At 54.0% G+C, this 18976-nt stretch carries 14 protein-coding genes; 3 read left to right on the top strand and 11 right to left on the bottom strand.

The window, feature by feature from the left end; all coding sequences use genetic code 11:
- Nucleotides 1-2055 precede the first annotated feature (2055 nt).
- The gene (locus ACYVJT_RS10390; RefSeq protein ID WP_425579866.1) at nucleotides 2056-3258 is read left to right on the top strand and encodes a ParB/RepB/Spo0J family partition protein; all 1203 of its coding nucleotides are present in this window, start codon (nucleotides 2056-2058) and stop codon (nucleotides 3256-3258) included.
- A gap of 79 nt (nucleotides 3259-3337) precedes the next feature.
- Here ACYVJT_RS10390 and trxA read toward each other — a convergent pair whose 3' ends face one another.
- From trxA to ACYVJT_RS10370, 4 genes are all read right to left on the bottom strand, one after another.
- On the bottom strand, nucleotides 3338-3661 hold the full coding sequence (trxA, locus tag ACYVJT_RS10385) for a thioredoxin (RefSeq protein WP_343956997.1): 324 nt from the start codon (nucleotides 3659-3661) through the stop codon (nucleotides 3338-3340).
- 46 nt (nucleotides 3662-3707) lie between these two features.
- A complete protein-coding gene (trxB, locus tag ACYVJT_RS10380) occupies nucleotides 3708-4655 on the bottom strand; it encodes a thioredoxin-disulfide reductase (RefSeq protein ID WP_343957069.1) in 948 nt (315 codons plus the stop codon).
- Between the two features lie 128 nt (nucleotides 4656-4783).
- Nucleotides 4784-6460 (bottom strand): discoidin domain-containing protein, encoded by a 1677-nt coding sequence (locus ACYVJT_RS10375; RefSeq protein ID WP_343956999.1) that lies wholly within the window; start codon nucleotides 6458-6460, stop codon nucleotides 4784-4786.
- Between the two features lie 169 nt (nucleotides 6461-6629).
- Nucleotides 6630-9467: an FAD-binding and (Fe-S)-binding domain-containing protein gene (locus ACYVJT_RS10370; RefSeq protein ID WP_343957001.1), complete on the bottom strand. Its 2838-nt coding sequence runs from the start codon at nucleotides 9465-9467 to the stop codon at nucleotides 6630-6632.
- Nucleotides 9468-9594: 127 nt separating this feature from the next.
- Between ACYVJT_RS10370 and ACYVJT_RS10365 the strand changes: the two genes are divergently transcribed.
- Both ACYVJT_RS10365 and ACYVJT_RS10360 read left to right on the top strand, forming a co-directional pair.
- Nucleotides 9595-10251, top strand: coding sequence for a GntR family transcriptional regulator (locus ACYVJT_RS10365; RefSeq protein ID WP_343957003.1), 657 nt, complete (start codon nucleotides 9595-9597; stop codon nucleotides 10249-10251).
- Nucleotides 10252-10529: 278 nt separating this feature from the next.
- Nucleotides 10530-11288, top strand: coding sequence for a FadR/GntR family transcriptional regulator (locus tag ACYVJT_RS10360; protein ID WP_343957005.1), 759 nt, complete (start codon nucleotides 10530-10532; stop codon nucleotides 11286-11288).
- Between the two features lie 54 nt (nucleotides 11289-11342).
- Here the strand turns inward: ACYVJT_RS10360 and ACYVJT_RS10355 are convergent, their stop codons facing one another.
- From ACYVJT_RS10355 to ACYVJT_RS10325, 7 genes are all read right to left on the bottom strand, one after another.
- Entirely contained in the window at nucleotides 11343-12209 is an 867-nt protein-coding gene (locus tag ACYVJT_RS10355) for an SDR family NAD(P)-dependent oxidoreductase (RefSeq protein ID WP_343957007.1), read from the bottom strand.
- A 116-nt stretch (nucleotides 12210-12325) separates the two neighbouring features.
- Nucleotides 12326-13924 carry an AMP-binding protein gene (locus tag ACYVJT_RS10350; protein ID WP_343957009.1) on the bottom strand — a complete coding sequence of 533 codons (1599 nt, stop codon included), beginning with the start codon at nucleotides 13922-13924 and terminating at the stop codon, nucleotides 12326-12328.
- Between the two features lie 18 nt (nucleotides 13925-13942).
- A complete protein-coding gene (locus ACYVJT_RS10345) occupies nucleotides 13943-15112 on the bottom strand; it encodes a thiolase domain-containing protein (RefSeq protein WP_343957011.1) in 1170 nt (389 codons plus the stop codon).
- Nucleotides 15113-15267: 155 nt separating this feature from the next.
- Nucleotides 15268-16191: a PCC domain-containing protein gene (locus ACYVJT_RS10340; protein WP_343957014.1), complete on the bottom strand. Its 924-nt coding sequence runs from the start codon at nucleotides 16189-16191 to the stop codon at nucleotides 15268-15270.
- A gap of 8 nt (nucleotides 16192-16199) precedes the next feature.
- Complete coding sequence (locus ACYVJT_RS10335; protein ID WP_343957016.1) at nucleotides 16200-16982, bottom strand: SDR family NAD(P)-dependent oxidoreductase; 783 nt, start codon at nucleotides 16980-16982, stop codon at nucleotides 16200-16202.
- Between the two features lie 4 nt (nucleotides 16983-16986).
- On the bottom strand, nucleotides 16987-18465 hold the full coding sequence (locus ACYVJT_RS10330) for a TRAP transporter large permease (protein WP_343957018.1): 1479 nt from the start codon (nucleotides 18463-18465) through the stop codon (nucleotides 16987-16989).
- A complete protein-coding gene (locus ACYVJT_RS10325) occupies nucleotides 18462-18974 on the bottom strand; it encodes a TRAP transporter small permease (protein WP_343957020.1) in 513 nt (170 codons plus the stop codon). The genes ACYVJT_RS10330 and ACYVJT_RS10325 overlap by 4 nt, the downstream gene beginning before the upstream one ends.
- Nucleotides 18975-18976: the final 2 nt, after the last annotated feature.

The raw sequence follows: 18976 nt of genomic DNA, 5'->3' as shown, positions 1-18976 counted from the left end.
ACATCTAGCCCGGAGTTTTACGTAGTGCATTGAGCTTTTGGGGCGACACGCTTTTGATTATGTTCCACGTGAAACCCTGTCCTGTCTCTCTCGTATAGGAATTGCACACTGTACTGGAAGACGCAAACCCACGCTGTGAACTACTTTTCTGACACGCCCATTAGGCTCTGGCGCTTCTCCTTTTACTGTAAGATAACGCTTCGAGACATGTCTGAACGAATATTGTGTCGGACGAGTATAGTGGGCAGTTCAATCATCAACACTGACGAGTTTGTTGCTTCAGTTTTTGTTTCACGTGGAACATTGGAACCACATACCATATCGTGTAAAATTGGTGCCCATTTACGAGCTGCTACAAGAGGAATGATAGGAAGCACGCGAATCATGGAATTCACAAGCCCTCTTTGGACTTGATCAGTTCAACTGGTGCTTTCACACAGCAGGTTTAGTGATTTCTGATATTGGTCAGAATATGCTGTGAGGATCCGCTAATTAGGCTATGGGCCTCACGATGGCATTAAGTTGGGATTCCCGGCGTCGATTGATGGTGGTGAGGGAGCCTATGTGCCCATTCATGATATACAACTTGTTCGTAGAGAAGTAGGATAGTCGTTTCACGTGAAACGCGAGCGTCAGTCAGTTTAGTGAATTGTTCCTAATCTCGGGCTTCTAATTGGCCATATCCTGTGTGTTGTTGCCCATCATACTGAGCGGAAGCCGTAAAGGGACGCGCAATTGATCAGGATAGGAGGTTCATGCGATGCAGCACGATCTCGTGTAGTCCAAATATCGTGTCGTCAAGGAATTCGATGCATCGGCAGCCGAGAAGTGACCCGCCAACTTAGCGACTCTGTCAGCTCTGTTAGCGGTCCCGGTAAGCGTTTCACGTGGAACCTATGAAGTGTCGTGCGCAGACGAAAGCGCTTCGATTCCGTCATTGCATGTTTACTAGTATGCATTTTGTGAAGGATTGTTTGTCACAGTCAGCGGATGGTGGACAAGACTCGGACACTCTGGGTACTTTTTCGATTCATCTAAGGTGAAGATTCTGAACTGAAATTGGCGGTGTCACGCAGCTTCGCATCCTTGGGAGTTTCACGTGAAATGCCTCCATCACTCCGGGATTTGCGTTTTGGCTCGGGAGGCTTCAAGTGATTTCCTAGTTGCGGCATGCTGCTCTGATCTGGAAGCGAGTGTCCAGCAATCGTGACCGTCATAGTGTATAGCGTTTCACGTGAAACCGTATGATTGCATAAGTGCGCCATCCATCGAAGGATTCGACACCGGCATGGAGCAATTGAGGCGAGCATTCATTCATTAGAGCGGTATATTCTGCATTTGCTCTAGCCTAAGTCTTCGGTAGTTGGTACTCAGTCAGTTTTTAAGTGAAACAGTGGACATCGCTTCCATCCGGAAGAAATGGCACCTACGTTCGATCGTGTGTTTCACATGAAACGGTCCTGTCGACCCTAACAACGAAGAGAGTCAGGTAGATGCACTATGTGTCAAACAATTGCGCCGACCGGACGAATAGGCGCTCGGATTTCACGTGAAACACAGCTCTTATAGTGAAAGTGTTCCCTGGCTTATAGCTCATTGTTGGGCATTAACAGCAGGCCGCGCCAGAATGTCCATGTTGGCTGGCAAGATTACTTTCCTTCGTAGTTTATACCCAAAGATATGCCTATAAGGAGTAGTTAGTAAGGGTCGTCATACCTGGGCCCGTGCGGTTGTCGAAATGCACAAGAGATTCATTTCAAGAAGCTCGTGACACGTGAAGCAAGCACCGAGACGCAGGCTGCTATTGGATGTCCCAACAATTGACTTGCGCTGTAAAGAGTGAGCAGACAGTCTACTCTGATCATGCTCAGGATACTTGAGTACGAACGGCAGTCACTACTCCTATTTAGATCCACTCTACAGCGTGACCTTGCCGGCAGTAATCGCTACAACCACGGCTCGCCAGTTTCACGTGAAACAACACAACAACACCATTTAATGGATAGACTAGAGCTGTCTAGTAGGACTGATAGATCAGGTCGATGGAGGAGCACTATGGCGCAGCAACCGAAGAGGAATAAGAGAGGTCTAGGCAGAGGCCTGGGTGCTCTGATTCAGAACACATCAGAAGAAGAGACAACGACCGACCAAGAAGCGGAAGATGTTCCCGAGCAGGTCCCTGACGAAGCCAACTCCGATCTAAGTACTAAATCAATATCAATTGAGTATGAGCCACCGAAAGAGGATGTCGGCTCTCGTTACTTAGAGGGGGCCAAACCTACGCGCGATCGACGTCGGCCGTCAGATCTGTTCTTCGGTGATGATAGTGGAGAGGTAAAGAATAACGGCCGACCCAAACAGAGCCGCACATCGATGCCGAACCCTATACTCGATCGTTCGCGTACGCAGGCTGTTGAGGAACCCGCCGACATAGGGCAGGATGACGAGACAGAAAGCCTCCTGAATCACATTCCGGTCGAGGATATTCGACCAAATCCCAGGCAGCCACGTGACGAATTCGAAGAAGATGCGATGGTCGAACTCGTAGCTTCAATCTCGGAAGTGGGAGTACTTCAACCAATTATTGTTCGCCCTACCCCAGAGGTGGGTCAGTATGAGCTCATCATGGGTGAACGTCGTTGGCGAGCCACAAAGCGAGCGGGGCTCGAGACTATTCCCGCGATCGTTCGAGATACCGCAGATGAGGATATGCTGCGTGAGGCGCTCCTGGAGAATATTCACCGCAGTGAACTCAACGCACTAGAAGAGGCCGCGGCCTACCACCAACTTATGACCGACTTCGGTTGGTCCCAAGAGATCTTGTCGAAGCGTGTCGGGCGTTCACGTCCCCACATCTCGAACACTCTGCGTCTTATGAACCTGCCCCCGGCCGTACAACGACAGGTGGCTTCAGGCGTTCTGTCTGCCGGCCATGCTCGGACAATCCTTGGGCTCAATGACGAGCACCTTATGATCCAGCTAGCCCAGCGGGTGATCAATGAGGGTTTGTCTGTACGAGCTACAGAAGAACTTGCCAGTCTTCTGGCTCGTAACCATGAGGACGCCGCGAAAGTCCCTACACGAGCACAGCGGAACACTCGACAGTTCGATGAACTCGCATCCTCGCTCACTGATCTACTCGACACTTCGGTCAAGATTACTTTAGGTGCAAAGAAGGGCCGAATAGCAATCGATTTCGCTTCAGTCGATGATCTGAACCGAATCATGGGCCTCATTAGTCAGGACACCACCAGCTAAGCGCGGACTCCTCCGCATGAAAATGGGGGCGATGGTCTATATCTTGACCATCGCCCCCATTTTGGTTGCTGTAGGATCCTTAGTTCAGGTAGTCAGCGAACTCCGACTCTAGGACGTGCTTCGGTTTGGCACCAACAGAAGTGGCAACCTTTTCACCGTCTTTGAATACGTAGACAGTCGGGATGCTGGTGATGCCATATTTGGCTGCAATACCCGGGTTGTCGTCCACGTTGACCTTGGCCACGGTGACCTTGTCAGCGTATTCGTCGCCAATTTCGTCAAGTACTGGCGAAAGCTGACGGCATGGGCCACACCATACGGCCCAAAAATCTACAATGACTGGTTTGTCAGAGTCGATGACTTTTTCTTGGAAATCGTTATCTGTTACATCGATGGTCGCCATAATGTTCCTTCCGATTGGTTCTGTACGTTGAAAACCTTTGTATTGCTTAGACCAGGTAGTCTTCTACGTCGATAGCAGCTTTCGCACCCATACCGGCGGCGGTAATGGCCTGGCGGTATTTGCCGTCGACCACGTCACCAGCAGCGAAGACGCCTGGGACTTTGGTTGCAGTGGATGGTTCTTGCACGACGATGGTGCCGTCTGTTTCGTCGATATCGAGTTGATCTTTGACCAGCTCGGTGCGTGGATCCGAGCCCACCGCGATGAAGACACCGTTGACGTCGAGGGTGTTGACCTCTTGTGACACGAGGTTTTTTAGATCGACGGATTCAACTTTGGTTTCGCCATTGATCGCGACCACCTGGGAGTTCCAGATAAACTCGATCTTCTCGTTGGCCAGTGCACGATCGGCCATGATCTGTGAGGCGCGCAGTTCATCACGACGGTGGATGACGTAGACCTTGGACGCGAACTTGGTGAGGAACAGGGCTTCCTCCATGGCGGAATCGCCGCCGCCCACTACGGCTAGCGGTTGGTCGCGGAAGAAGAAGCCGTCACAGGTGGCACACCATGAGACGCCTTTACCGGTGAGCGCGCTCTCGCCATCGAGACCGAGTTCGCGGTACTTGGAGCCGGTGGAGAGGATGACCGCGCGTGCCTGGTGGATGTCTCCGTTGGCTAGGGTGATTCGTTTTGGTTCAGCATTGAGGTCAAGGTCGACGACGTCTTCGTACTGGACGTCGGTACCAAAGCGTCGGGCCTGTGCTTCGAAGTGGCCCATAAGTTCTGGCCCCATGATCCCGTCTGGGAAGCCAGGGAAGTTTTCGACGTCGGTTGTGTTCATCAGTTCGCCGCCTGCTTCGACGGAGCTGGTAAACAACACTGGATTCAGGGCCGCGCGTGACGCGTAGATGGCGGCGGTGTAGCCGGCCGGGCCAGATCCGATAATCACAACGTCATGTACGTTGGCGGTGAGGTTCTCTGCCAAGAGTATCTTCCTTTGCTCTGATGAGTCGGGTGGGCACAGTTAGCAGGGCCCGATCAGTATTGTGGTTCTTCCAGTGACAACGTCAGGCACCATAAGGAATATTCCCCTCCTTGTGGTGCCTGACGCTGGGTGGTCTAGTTGACTTCGATCTCGTTGATCCGAAGACCGTATGGTCGATCTGCGGACGCGGTGTTCGACAGCGTTGGGAGCTCCGTGAAGTTGATGATCACGTAGCGTGCCTCCACCGGGTCGCCCTCGGAGTCATGGGCATCGACGGTGTATTCGGGTCCGGTGAAGGAACCTTCGGTGAGCATGACGCCACCTTCTGGATCCGGTTCATTGGAAACGGCGACCGTGAAGGCACCGCCGGAGCCTTGGCTCTGGGAGATGGTGACTTCGGAGACGGGTGCTTGTTCTTCGAGCTCAACCACAAGGGCGAGGTTGGATGCGAAGCCACCGAACTGTGGGCTGGTGAAGGTCAGCGTGTGCCAAGCGGTTGCTTGGTTACCATCAACAATTGCGGGAAGATCTGCGTCGTAGCCATTGGACAGTCCCGGGGAGTCTGGCACGACGCGTTCAACCGATGCCGGGACTGGCTCTGGTCCAGCGGGTTCCTCGGTTTCTTCCTCTGTTGGCTCGTCTTCTTCGTCTTCGGCGGGAGCCTGGGTGGTGGGCTCATCGGCTACCGGTGGGTCGTCTTCATCCGGAGCGCCTAGAACCTGGAAGATAATGACGACGGCACCCACGAGCACGGCGATGAGCAGTAATCCGGCAAGGAGGCGACCCCAGGTGGAACGCTGACGCTCATCGGTGTACTGGATGGCGTAGCCTTCTTCGGCGGTGGGCTCACCGCGGGCAGGCGGTGGTGGTACGGCCGTCGGCCCCTCGTGGACTGCTTCATCACGGGGCGGAAGCGGTTCGACCGGTGGCGGTGGGGTAGCAGCCGGTGGTTGTTGCTGCGGCTGGTCCTGCGTGATGGGCTCGACGATCTGGGTGCGCTCTTCATCTGCAGGTGGTTCGGGCTCGCGTGACTTCTTCTGCTCGTCAGCAATCAGGGGCAGGATCGATTCGGTGGACTGGTCATCATCGCTGGCATCGTCAACCGAGTCCTGTGACTGGTCCTCGTGCTGTGCATCGTCGGTCGTCTGGTCGTCGTCAGAGCTTTCGTCGCGGCTGCTGTCATCGCGTGAGCTGGCGGCAACACCGGCCGCGGCGGCGGTTCCCGCAGCTGCAGCAGCACCGGCACCCTTGGAGGAAGACTCCTCGCGTCCAGGGGCGATCGGGGCGTCATCGGAGTCATCCTGGAGCCAGTCGTCAATGCGGTCGGAGAGTTTATTCAGAAACTCCGGGCGCTTGGCGGAGTCTTGGTCTTCTTCGGAGAGCTCATCTTGGAGTTCTGCGTAGTATTCGGCGTCGTCCTCGAAGGTCTGGGGAGTGTTCGACCGGGATTCGCCAAATAGCTCGGTGCCTAGCGCCTCGGTGAAAAACGGTTCAACGTAGACGTCTTCGGTGGTCAGCAGCGCCAACAGGTCTTCGACATCGGCATTGCCCGGAGCCACGAGGTAGGTGCGGTCATCGGAGAGACCCAAGTCGAGAATCTGGATGGAGCTTGCGCGTTCCCCGGTGGCCAGTTGACGGGCAGATTGTGCGGCTTGGGAGGCGTTCTCGCGGGATGCCACCAGGATCAAGACTTCGCGGTTGAGTACCTGATCGCGCCCGGTGAGTACCTGGTCGCGTTGTGCGGATGCCATGACTCGTCCGGTGATCTCATAGCGCCCGCCAAGTACAGCACCTTCATCTATGTTGGCCACCAAGACCTCCCCTGTTGCCGATGAATGTTGGTGAATTTCTTCTAGTTTATGTTAACTGTGTGGCTGTGTTGGGATCTGACGCGGTTGCCGTCACACTTAGTGCTAGCAATTCATTATCGCTGGTGCTCGGCTGGTGCCGTGACATGGGGTAGGCGGTAGTTCGGCGACTTCAAATCCCTCGAGTCACATCCGCGAGGATTTCAAGCACGTGATAATAGTCTTTGCCGGTGGCTCGGCTCATGCCAATTTCGCACGTGCGGTTACACGAGGCGTGGAAGGAACTGTTGAGTTCTTGCACTTCCGTGGCTTCGGCTGCTGTGGCAGAGGCAGTGAGTTCTGGATGAAGCATGCCTCGGTCGCCTGCGAAGCCGCAACATCCCCAGGCCACGGGAACATGCACTTTTTCAGCAGCTGACTGCGCAATCTCGAACAGCTCATCGTTGAGTCCCATTTGCATTGAGGAACAGGTGGGGTGCAGGGTCAGTGAGTCTACTTTGTCCCCGGCCGGAAGTCTGTCCAAGAGGTGTTTGGCGGTAAAGCCCAGCGCGTCTTCGACGGTGTATCCGGCCTTGGACAAGATTGCGTCGAAGCCGTCGGTACAACTAGTGGCGTCAGAAATCACTGGCAGTGATTGATCGGCCGGTTGTGCTGCGCGCACCCGGTCGATGACCCGCTGTTCCATTACTTCGTGACCCTGGGTGTAGCCCTTTGATGTCCACGGGGTACCACAACACATGGACTCGATGCCCTCCGGCACGATCACGCTCACACCCGCGTTGTGGAGCAGTTGCTCAAACGCTGCGCCGACACCGTCGCCATCACCACAGGCCCCGAACATGGAATTGACACAGGCTGGTAGGTAGATGGCAAGGGCCGTCGCATCGGCAGCGCCTAAGCGTCCCACGAGAGGTTTCCTTGCCGCACCACCGGCGGAAAGATCGACATCATAGCGCGGCATGACATCGTGGCTAACAACTTTCCTCGCCAGGTCAGTGGTGCCACGGACGACCGGCTCGGGCAATTTATCGACCACACTCAGGGCAAGCGCCCCAGCCCTAGTGGCCATCGCCCAGCCTTTGGCCGCGGCCTTAAACCCTGTCTCGAGCATCGGATTGGCGTCTTTGCGTCGCAATCGTTTCACCAATTGTCCCGTGTCGATACCCACCGGGCACGCTGTGGCGCACATGCCGTCCACAGCACAGGTTTGGACGCCGTCGTAGTCGTATTCTTGTTCCAATTCTTTGACCAGTGCCGTATTGCCTTGGGCTTCGGCCGCCGCGATGGCCCGGCGGACGACAATGCGCTGCCTTGGGGTAAGCGTCAAATCTTTGGATGGACACACCGGTTCACAGTATCCGCATTCGACACAGCGATCGGCTTCCACCTCGATGGTTGGATTGAGTTTAATGTTGCGGATATGCGCGACGGGGTCTCCATCAATAATGATGCCGGGGTTAAGTATTCGCTGCGGATCCGCTGCAGATTTCAGCTCCAGCATTACGTCATAAAGCTCATCGCCGTACTGCCGTCGCACAAAGGGTGCCATGGCGCGTCCGGTACCGTGCTCAGCCTTGAGATTACCACCTTTAGAAAGGATGAGGTCAACCATTTGGTCGTTGAACGCGTTATAACGATTCAGCGCCCGGTCACCTTCGAAACGGTCAGTGAGCATGAAATGAATATTGCCATCTTTCGCGTGACCGAAAATCACCGAGTCCTCGTACCCATAGCCGGAGAACAGTTCCTGCAGACTCTGACAAGTATCTGAAAGTTCTGCGACCGGAACGGCTACGTCTTCTAGCAGTGCCGTAGTTCCGGATGCACGAGCGCCAGCTACCGAAGCATACAGCCCCTTGCGGAATTGCCAAGCGGACTGGCGACTCGCTGACGCAGTGGACAGTGTCGCAGGAGCACGCAGTGGCGCTTGGTCGAGCAGACTCTGACCTGCGCGTTGCAGCGCGGTCATTTGGTCTGCGGTATCAGCGTGGTATTCAACAAGTAGGGCAGCTTGATCTTGCACATCGAATCCCATGATTGCCTCGGGTACCCCGGGAAGTCCTTGCCCCACGCGCAATGAGGTTGCATCCATCAACTCAAGTGTGGCTGCCCCAGAGTCGACCAGGTCAGGCAGGGCGCGAGTGGCCAGATCCAGATTATCGAATACCGCAAGAGTAGTAACAGCGAGTTTTCGGGCCGGCACCGTGCGAAACACTGCTTCGGCCACAAAAGCCAACGTTCCTTCCGAACCGATAATGAGCTGAGCAAAGAGCTGAGCCGGTGTATCAAAATCCAGAAATGCGTTGACACCATAGCCCATGGTGTTTTTCAAGGCGAAATGCCGCTGGATCAACGCAACTGAGGCCGGATTATCCAGCACCCGCCGCCGCAGTCGCTCCAACGTGGCCACAAGTTCGGGCTCTGCTGCCGCGAATTTTGCATCTGCGTCTGAGGATGCGGTATCAATCATCGTCCCCGAGGGCAGCACAAACGTCATCGATTCCAATGTGCGGTACGTATTGAATTCGGTACCGCAGGCCATTCCTGAGGAATTATTGGCGATGACGCCACCAATGGTGCATGCGGCTTCACTCGCTGGGTCCGGCCCGAGTTTATAACCATATGGGGCTAGTCGCGCATTGACGTGACGGACCGTGGCCCCGGGTTGGACTCGTACCCTTTTTCCATCATCCAAGACTGTAATATCTCGAAAGTTTTTCCGTACATCAATCAACAACCCGTCACCGCTTGCCTGGCCAGCAAGTGATGTTCCACCGGCACGGAATGTGACCGGTTGCTGCTTGCCTGTCGCTGCAGTCATCAGCTCGCCGACTTCTATGGCGGATGCGGCAACAACGACAGCCTGCGGAGTTAACAAATAGTGAGAAGCATCCGATGCATACGCAACACGGTCAATAGCACGAGTTTTAACGCGCTGATCATCGGCCACCACATTCATGACCTCAGACGAGACGTGCATTGATGCGAGCGCTGATCCGGTATCGACCATGATGTACTCCTAAAAAATCGTGGCAAAGCCAGTCCAATCGAAGAATTGTCTAACAAGTATACATACGTTATTCTCACATTTCGTGCAATACTGAAGAGATCCCATCCAACATGTGAAAGGTCGGTTCGTGGCACGCTTAGGAGTCGTCTCGGTGGTGCAAGCCATCGTCAATGATCTCCGTGATCGAATTTTTACCGCTGAATTATCGCCCGGCACCTCGCTACGCGAGGTTGAACTTGCGGCCCACTATGAGGTCGCGAGACCGACCGCAAAAGCCGCGCTCGAGAACCTGGTCGCTACTGGACTGTTAACACGCAATGCACACCAAACAGCTCGTGTCCGTCGTCTCACATCAGAAGATGTCATCGATATATACCGCACGCGAGCTATCCTCGAAACTGAAGCTGTACGTATCCTCGCCGCCACGTGTCATGCACCGTCCGCCGCCTCAGTAGCCAACGATGAGATCACAGCGCTACAAGATGCCACCCCAATCCAGATCGTGGAACCGGATATTCAATTTCATAGGGCGCTGATTGACGCACTAGATTCCCCGAGAGTTCGCACATTTTATGAACAGCTCACCGATGACATCCGGTTGTGCATGGCGCAGGTACAAGACGCGATCCTGTTGTCTACCGAACGCATCGCTACCGAACATCGGCGATTACTAGACCTGATTGCGGCTGGTGATGCAGACTCTGCGGTTGAGCACTTGGAGCGTCATCTAGATAATGCCGGTCACAGACTGGCCGAACATCTTGTGCGTGACGTTCTGGAATAGGGCGCTTCCGAGAAGTGTGATGGGTCAGCATGGAATCGAAACTCGAGCGGGAGTTTTCGAGTTTCGGTGTTGAGCTGATTCGTGTTTGAACTGCACTTGGTGGGCGCGCCCTTGACGGTGCCTAGGATGGTGCGATCTCCGTTGGTCTCTCACGCCGATCGGGGGGAACGACAACGAGATCGCACCGTTGAGCATGCGATATTTAGCCTGAAACACAGTGCAACTATACTAATCGAGTAGACGTTCCCTTCCGCGAGTTGGTCGATTACTATTTGGTGATGGACAACAATCTTAGCGAGGCTGCAGGTAGGCAGGAATTTTCCGACGGTATGAGACCCTATGGCGGGTCGCTCCATGATATAAATGAGCAGCTTACTGCGGCTCATTTTCAAGACCCGGTCGTAGGTAGCTTGATCGATATGCTCAGAACCATGTCTGCAGGCGAGCGACTGGTAAGCGAGCGTGAACTTGCTAATCAGCTAGGTGTTAGCCGTACGGCTTTGCGAGATCGTATTGGACGTCTTGAGAGCTACGGTGTGTTGGAGCGGCGCGAACGTGAGGGAACTGTTTTTACCGGTCTCCAGCCGGAGAGGATGGGAGAGGTACTCATCGTCGGGTTGCTCTTTTCGGAAATTAGCGTGGAGTCTTTGGTGACTGTTCGCCACGCTCTAGAGCGAGAGGCTGCTGTTTTGGCTGCCAAAGACCCAGCATCCCATGGGTTAGAAAAAATGCGAGATGCCTTAGAAAAAATGCATGGTGGTGATGACGGCTCAGAGATCTTCGACGCTGACATTGATTTTCACGAAGGGCTCTTCTTAGCGTCCAACTCGTCCGGTACGATATTCCTATCCCGAGCTTTGCGTATAGCAATGAAAGGGACGCTCCGTTTTGAAACTTTAGCCACGGAACGAAAGAAGGTCATCGCATTGCATATAGATATCCTGGACGCGATTGAGAATCGAGACGTAAACCAGGCACGTAATAGCATAGACATGCACTTCCGTGTGTTGGATGAGCTGTTAAAAAAGGAAAAGTAATTAAGAAGGATAGGAGTACGCTGACGACTTCGTAAACTGCCTGTGAGTCCGATGCTAGACGGTATTGCTCGGCATAGAGCCTTGTTCCACATAACCTCCGTCCACGGGCAGGCACACACCATTGATATATTTGGCGTTCTCGGATGCGAGAAAGACAGCAGCGGTTGCGATATCTGATGGTTCACCCATGACTCCGGTTGGGGAAATCGCGTTTCTTTTGGCCACCATGTCTTCCGCTGAATCGTAGTTGCCGCTGATCTGTTGGAAGATCATCGGTGACGAGATAAAACCTGGAGAGATAGTGTTAGCACGGATCCCTTGACGTGCATAGTGAAGACCGAGGTTAGTAGTGAACTGTACTAGGCCAGCTTTAGCTGCAGCGTAGGCTGGATAGTTGTAACCCACATATCGCATTCCGCCGACGGAAGCTATATTAATGATACTCCCTCGTTGCTGTTCTAGCATTATTGGTAGTACATGCTTGGTCGTGATGAATGCACTGGTCAGGTTAAGTTGTATGGCCCGCTCCCAGTCGGAGACATCCAATTCTAATGGTCCGCCCATCGTTGCGACACCCACGTTATTATGCAGTACGTCTATCCTTCTGGTGGTGCCTACGATTTCTGCCACACAGCGTGCTATTGAATCCGAATCAGTTACATCGCCCTGCAGCGAAAATACTTCGGCCCCGGGCACCTCCTGACGGATTGCAGTTTTTGTGTCGTGCGCGGCTTCGCTTTCAAGGTCTACGACTGCAACGCGGGCGCCCGCCTGTGCATAGGCCAGCGCGGAGGCAAAGCCGTTGGTGAATTGGCCACCCACGGATCCACCGCCAAATACGACCGCAGTCTTTCCCTCCAGAGTCTTATATGGGTAGGAACTTGAAATACTTTGTGTTTTATCTGACTTCTGATCGGGCATTGGTATTTTCCTTTTACTTAGTGGACGATGTCTATCTAACCTGAATAGGTTAGGTCCAGCCAGACAATCGTCGTCATAATTGACGTGGACAGTATGGCTGGACCGTGTTCCTTCGGTCAGAAGAGATCAGAATTGCTTTCTTGAAGCATCTCTCGAACTGTTCGTCGGACGATCTTGCCGTAGCCGGAGCGTGGTAGTTCTTGCCAGAAGAACACCTTGCGAGGAACCTTATAGCGAGCCATACGTTTTTTCAGCCATTCACGGAGGTCCTCCTCTGTAATGTTGGATTGTGCTTCGAGCACGCAAACCGCTACTCCAATTTCACCCCAGTCCGTGTCTGGCATCCCCAACACGACTGTTTCTCCGATGTCGGGGTGGTCGAGGATTTTCTCTTCGATTTCCCGCGGGTGGATGTTGGAACCACCGGAAATGTACATGTCCGAGACACGACCCGTGATGAACAGAAAGCCCGAATCATCGAGCATGCCGACGTCGCCGGTATGGAACCATCCATCTCGGAATGCTTCGACGTTGGCTTCGGGATTATTCAGGTAGCCCGCAAAAACGGCCGGACCTGCAACACAGATTTCACCATTCTGTAGTGGCTGAACTTCGTTGCCTTCCTGGTCCTGGATACTGACTTGAATACCTGTCCTCGGGTATCCACAAGTCGAAAATGGCACGCCGGGAGGGGAGGGGTGATCGTGGTGAGCAGGGGGCAATACGGTGATATTACCGGTAACCTCGCCAAGTCCGTAGTACTGCACGAGCACATCCCCCAACACTTTCCTGGCCTGCGCGACATCAGTAGTAGGCATTGGAGCGCCAGCGTAGACAACGTATTGCAGGCTGGATTGGTCATAGTCTTGAACGGAAGGATCCTCAACGAGACGTTTTAGGATGGTCGGTACGGTGAACATATTCGCAATTTTTTCATGTTCTACTAGCTTCCACGTTTCTGCCGGGTTTAGGCTAGCTGATGTCGGAAGTACCGTAGCAGCACCGCGCGCAATTTGGGGAAGCATGTGAATGCCAGCTCCATGAGAAAGTGGTGCGATAACTAATGAGCGATGGTGCTGAGTGGTGGTAGGCATCAGATCAGCGAGATGGTTAGTAATGATGAAGCCAAGCTGGTCATGGGTGAGTACGGAGGCCTTAGACCGTCCGCTTGTCCCAGAGGTAAACAGATACCAGGCATGGTCACCCCGCCAGACTGGGGCGTTCGGCACCGCTTCCGTAGTTTCGGAGTATTGGCGTATGGAATCGGGGCCAGATCCGTCGAGCCACAGCGTTTGCAACTCTGGTCCCGTGACGTTAGCGACTGCTTTAGCATGCTCTGAGGTTGTGCTGTGTGCAATGATCATCGCTGGTTGGCAAACTTCGGCCAGCTGGGCAATGTCACTGGCATGTAGACGAGAGTTCACGGGTGCGATCACAGCGCCTACCCGCCAGGCAGCATACATGGATTGTATGAACTCGGGACTATTGGGACCATCGAGCATTACGCATTGTCCAGGCCTGACACCTCTACGTATGAGTTCAGCAGCCAGCGCGGAAACTCGATGGTCCAGAGCCTGCCAATTCAACCTGGTGTTGCCGTAGATGACGGCGTCAGCCGCGGGGTAAAGTTTTGCAGTTTGAGTGAGCATTTGAGCAAGATTCATTGCTCGTAGGGAAGGGGTATCGACGACCTTCTTTTGGGCGGACTCAGTCATATTCCTTACCTGTGTCATTTAAACGGCCTCCAGTACAGTGGCGTAGTTAGCAACGGCTGTGCCGCCCATGTTGAATACGGCAGCGTGATTGGCGTTATTTAACTGCATCGCTCCGGCCTCACCTGTAAGCTGCATCGCAGCCAATACGTGCTGTGAGACTCCCGTGGCACCCAGTGGGTGCCCTTTAGCCTTTAGACCACCGGAACGGTTCACAGGCAGATTGCCATCGGGATTTGTCTTACCGGCGGCAAGCACTTCCAGAGCTTTCCCTGGCTTGGCAATACCGAAAGCTTCGTATTGCAATACCTCAGCGATCGTAAAACAGTCATGCGTCTCTAGTAAGTCGAGGTCGTTCAGTTTGATCGATGCGTCCTCGAGTGCGCCGAAGAAGGCGGTCTGAGCGCCGGCAAATTCTAATGGATCACGTCGGGCGTCTAACGCCAGGTGGTCGTTTGCTTGAGCCCGACCCCGAATCGCGACGGACCGGCGGGCTGAGCGTGCCACGTCTGCATTCGTGACGATTACGGCGGCTGCACCGTCAGAGACCATCGAGCAGTCAGTACGCAATAATCTACCAACAACATAAGGATTATTTTCTGACTCAACTGCACAGAAGTCGTAGCCTAAATCTTTACGCATATGGGCATAAGGGTTGTCTACGCCATTGCGGTGATTCTTGGCGGCGACGTGCGCCATAGCCTCACGTGGATCACCATAACGGTCATTGTAGAGATCGGCGAGCTGGCCGAAGACGCCTGCGAAGCTGCCGGCCGACTGTTCCGTTTTGCGATGTGAGCCAGAAAGCAGAATATTGTTGACTTCAGCCCCTGGGATGGCCGTCATCTTCTCGGCCCCCACCACCAACACTGCTTTGGCACGCCCCGCTTCGATCATATCCAACGCCCCGAAAAGTGCTGCTGATCCAGTGGCACAAGCGTTCTCTAGGTGAGTGGCTGGTATGTTTGCGAGGGCAGGATCGCCTGCACCAATAAGGGCGGCCTCGAATCCCTGTGAGGAAAAGCCATTGTTAAAGACACCGACTTTCACTGCGTCGATCTCTCCTGGCTCTAGGCCGGCGTCAGCGATGGCCTTACCCGTTACTTCTGCCATAAGAGTCTCTACGTCCTCTTGCGGCAATTTTCCAAAGGGCGTGTGCGCCCAACCGGTGATATGTGCTGTGTCGTTCATGAAGAACCTCTTCTACGTTCGTATATTTTTCACGAGGCTATTGCAGTCATATGGCTTGATGACTAACCATCGCTCACTAAGACCGAACGTTGCAGTCTGTGAGCGAACCCGTCGACCGTGGTTTGAATGGTCTCGCGGGCATGGTCAGTATTCGTTCAGAGTTCTGTGATCGTCAATTCGAAGGTGACGGCTACGGGGTTTTGTTCCGGGACGAGTGTCCCATGGTGGACTTCACCGTGCCGGTCCACCATCGAACAAGTGAGTAAGTTGGATTCTGCACCCAGTTGCGTATCTATTTCGCCAGCCAGATTGAAAACTTCAGTGGCGGGACCTTGGACTATCGTGATGATCCCGCTGCTTGGATCTTTGTAATATCCCCCGATCAGGCTTCCTGTGCCTACTGCGACTGCAGCCTTAGCGAAACCGGCCTCGCGCGCAATTTCGATCGCTGCTTCGGTAATGTCTTCACCGGGCAAGACTCGAGCGACCACCGCAGAGATCGTTCCCTCACTGGTGGCCATTTGTCTCGTCGGTCCTAATGGATAAGGACGGAAGGTAGGCATCAGAGTTTCGGGATCCTCAACACTTGCCCATTCAGCGTCGTATAACCCAACTACTTCTACGACCACTGCGGGAGAGCCGACTACCGTCTCAGGCCACAGGTGCCCGCCAAGAAGAACTTCTTGTTGGTCTCGCCAACGCAAATGTAAATGAGCAAAAGATTCGCCGTTTCGGAGACCGACAGTTGCGGTTCCATCAACCATCGAAGCCTCCTCTACGATGCGTTCAGCGGAATACCACGCGACACGCTGGCCAATCCCCTCAGCGGGGATGCAGTAGTGAAGTGGGCTTAACGACCCACTGAGGAAGCGTACTGACGAGGAAGTCGCGCCCAGCTCGGAAGTTACACGGGAGAGCTCATCAATGAGAAGTTCACCACTTCTCAATTGTCGAGTCACCGTGCGGGTACGGGTGGGGACTGGTTGTATGCGACTTTTTGAACGTGGACCAGGGTGAGGCAGCGCCCATGGCAACTTGCCGTATCTCAGATCATCCTTGCTGACGTTTACGTTTACCATGTATCATCTCACCCAATCGCCGATCCGCCGCAGACCTTCAGAGTTTCCCCCGTGACAAAACCGGCTCGGGGAGATGCGAGGTACGTGACGGCCGCAGCGATGTCGTCGGGTTCCCCCATTCGCTTGATAACTTGGTTATCCAGAGGATATTCAAAATTGTTCGTCTGTGCGGTCGCGACTGGACCGGGAGCTACCGAGTTTACAGTGATGCCGAATGCTCCAACTTCCTTGGCCACCCATTTCGTGAAGGCGATGATCCCCCCTTTGGAGGCGGCATAAGCCGGACCGGATCGCTTTCCTTGCTCTCCTGAGGAGAGGGGGCCGCCCATGATCCCTGAAATTGAGCTGACATTAATGATGCGCCCGTATCCCTGATCACGCATAAAAGGATAGATAGCTGCCTGTGTGAAGAGGTAGGTGCCTTTTAAATTCGTCGCGATATCGCGATCCCAGGTCTCGTTATCCATATCTTCGAGGTCAATTCGCGCGGCTGTTCCTGCGTTGTTTACAACCACGTCGAGCCGTCCAAAATGTTGGACAACTTCCTTAACACAGTCTCGGACTTGGTCCCGATCTCGAACATCTACCGACCAGGCTGCAACGTCTCCATCAAATTGAGCGGCGATCTCGGTCGCATCGACGATGTCGATGATGGCGACTTTCGCCCCTCGATGGACCAAATCGCGAACGACGGCGAGCCCGATTCCCTGGGCCCCGCCAGTGACGAGGCATATCTGGCTGGTGAACTCCTCGGAAATTATAGTTCTTGTAGAAAAATTGTTATGTGACACTGCGTCAAACTCCTAAGAGATTGGGGAGCCAGTTACTGAGTTGCGGGACAAAAGTGATAAGCATCAGTACTGCGATGCCTGCCCCGAGGAACGGCCAGATGCCACGGATAGCGTTGGCGTAAGGGATTTCGGCGATACTGCTGGCTACCAGTAAATTAATTCCTACTGGCGGGGTGACTAGACCGAGTGCAAGGTTTACGGTCATCATTACACCGATGGTAGTGATGTCCATGCCAAGTTCCAGCAGAATCGGCACTACTATCGGGACTAACAGATAGTAGGCTGCGACAGCGTCGAGGAACATACCGGCAATAAGTAATACCAGGTTGACCAAGAGGATTAGTAGGATCGCGTTGTTAGTCAGCGACAGTAACGAGTCCGAAACGCGGCTCGCAACTCCGTTAATAGTGATCACGTAGGCGTAGAGTGAGGCGGCTGCCACGATGATCATAATGGTCGAAGCCTGAATGCCTGCAGTCGAGAATACCTTGAAAAAGTCTTTGAATTTTAAATCGCGTGTCAAAAATAAGCCGACAAGCAAGGCGTAGACCGATGCTACAACTGCTGATTCAGTTGGGGTGAAGACGCCCCCGTATATGCCGCCAAGGATGATCACTGGTACGAGTAGACCAGGGATGGCTCGCAGGAACGCTGTGCCGATCTCACTCCATGGTGCCCGTTTCGTGCGGGTCGAAACGTCAGCATCGGGCTCAGTGGTTTCCTCCAGTGTGATGATGCCGTCGGTCGCGCTCGCGGTTTCAAATGAAGTGTCCGAGCTGGGTGCAGCACCGCCTGCTGGTGTTCTGGTCGCAGACCGGGCCAGTCCGAGTCGTTTCGCTCCCTTGCGGAGATTTTGGTCGGTGTTTTCCAGTAGTTGCCCCATCTGGCGAGGCAGGTATCGTGCTACCAGGTAGAAGGCTAATCCCATTAGTAGCCCTGGCACAACGCCAGCCATGAACAGTCGGCCAATCGAGACTCGTTCATAGTCGCTAGCAACTACGGCGAACACAATGAATGCGATGCTCGGCGGTATCACGATGCCAATACCGCCAGCGCTAGCTAGCAACGACGTCGCGTGGGGTTTGGAATAGCCGTGCTTCACCAAAGCAGGGATGAGCACAGCCCCAAGTGCTGCGACGGTGGCAGGCCCAGAGCCTGAGATCGCAGCGAAGAGGAGAGCCGCAATAATAGCGGTAAGAGCCAACCCAGATTTGCGATGCCCCACACATTTGTCGGCAAGCTCAATCAACCGAGTAGAGATGCCACTGATTTCCATGATGACACCTGCGAGGACAAAGAATGGAATGGCCAGCAGAGTTTCTGACGACATCGAAGAATACATCACACCTGCAGCCGGGTCGAGCGCGTTCATCCCACTGGTGTAAAGGATCGTGACGACAGCTGACAGGCCCATGGAGAACGCGATCGGGACCCCGAGGAAAACTAGTAGCAGGAAACTGCCAACGAGAATGAGTTCAATCATGCTGTGGCCTTCTGGTCGGTTGCGTTGTTGTTTTCTGTTTGTGCTGTTCTTCGTCGAATTTGGATGTAGCTGACCTGTGCGGCTCTGATTGCGCCCAGAGCCGCTCCGACTGGAAGCGCCATGGAGAAGATCCACTGTGGGATATCTAGAGCCGGAGTGAGGCGGCCTTGGGCTAGTTGGGCTGAAGTCATTTGCCAACCAAGCCATAAGACCAGCACAAAGAAGGCAACCGTACTTAACGCAATGAGAATGATCAGTCCGGTACGCATGGCGCCTTTAGCGATGGACGGCAGCAAATCGAAACCCGGGTGGGTTCCGAGCCGGATTCCCGCTGATGCCCCGACCATCGTAAGGAGAACAGCGAGATTAATTACTATCTCCGTTGTGAAGGATAATGAACCTTGGAACACGTAACGACTTACTACATTGACGAAGTAGACGATAGTCATCGTCAGGAACGCTGTAACGACCGAAACGTTCTCGATACGGGTGATAATTTTGTCAAACATTG

This window comes from Yaniella soli (assembly GCF_054782375.1).
This window is presented reverse-complemented; position numbering and strand designations above follow the sequence as displayed.

Bases quoted from the DNA above. Each gene is read 5' to 3' on its own strand.
- ACYVJT_RS10390 (WP_425579866.1), top strand. From the start codon at position 2,056: ATGGCGCAGCAACCGAAGAGGAATAAGAGAGGTCTAGGCAGAGGCCTG.
- trxA (WP_343956997.1), bottom strand. From the start codon at position 3,661: ATGGCGACCATCGATGTAACAGATAACGATTTCCAAGAAAAAGTCATC.
- ACYVJT_RS10370 (WP_343957001.1), bottom strand. From the start codon at position 9,467: ATGGTCGATACCGGATCAGCGCTCGCATCAATGCACGTCTCGTCTGAG.
- ACYVJT_RS10360 (WP_343957005.1), top strand. From the start codon at position 10,530: ATGGACAACAATCTTAGCGAGGCTGCAGGTAGGCAGGAATTTTCCGAC.
- ACYVJT_RS10355 (WP_343957007.1), bottom strand. From the start codon at position 12,209: ATGCCCGATCAGAAGTCAGATAAAACACAAAGTATTTCAAGTTCCTAC.
- ACYVJT_RS10350 (WP_343957009.1), bottom strand. From the start codon at position 13,924: ATGACTGAGTCCGCCCAAAAGAAGGTCGTCGATACCCCTTCCCTACGA.
- ACYVJT_RS10345 (WP_343957011.1), bottom strand. From the start codon at position 15,112: ATGAACGACACAGCACATATCACCGGTTGGGCGCACACGCCCTTTGGA.
- ACYVJT_RS10340 (WP_343957014.1), bottom strand. From the start codon at position 16,191: ATGGTAAACGTAAACGTCAGCAAGGATGATCTGAGATACGGCAAGTTG.
- ACYVJT_RS10330 (WP_343957018.1), bottom strand. From the start codon at position 18,465: ATGATTGAACTCATTCTCGTTGGCAGTTTCCTGCTACTAGTTTTCCTC.
- ACYVJT_RS10325 (WP_343957020.1), bottom strand. From the start codon at position 18,974: ATGTTTGACAAAATTATCACCCGTATCGAGAACGTTTCGGTCGTTACA.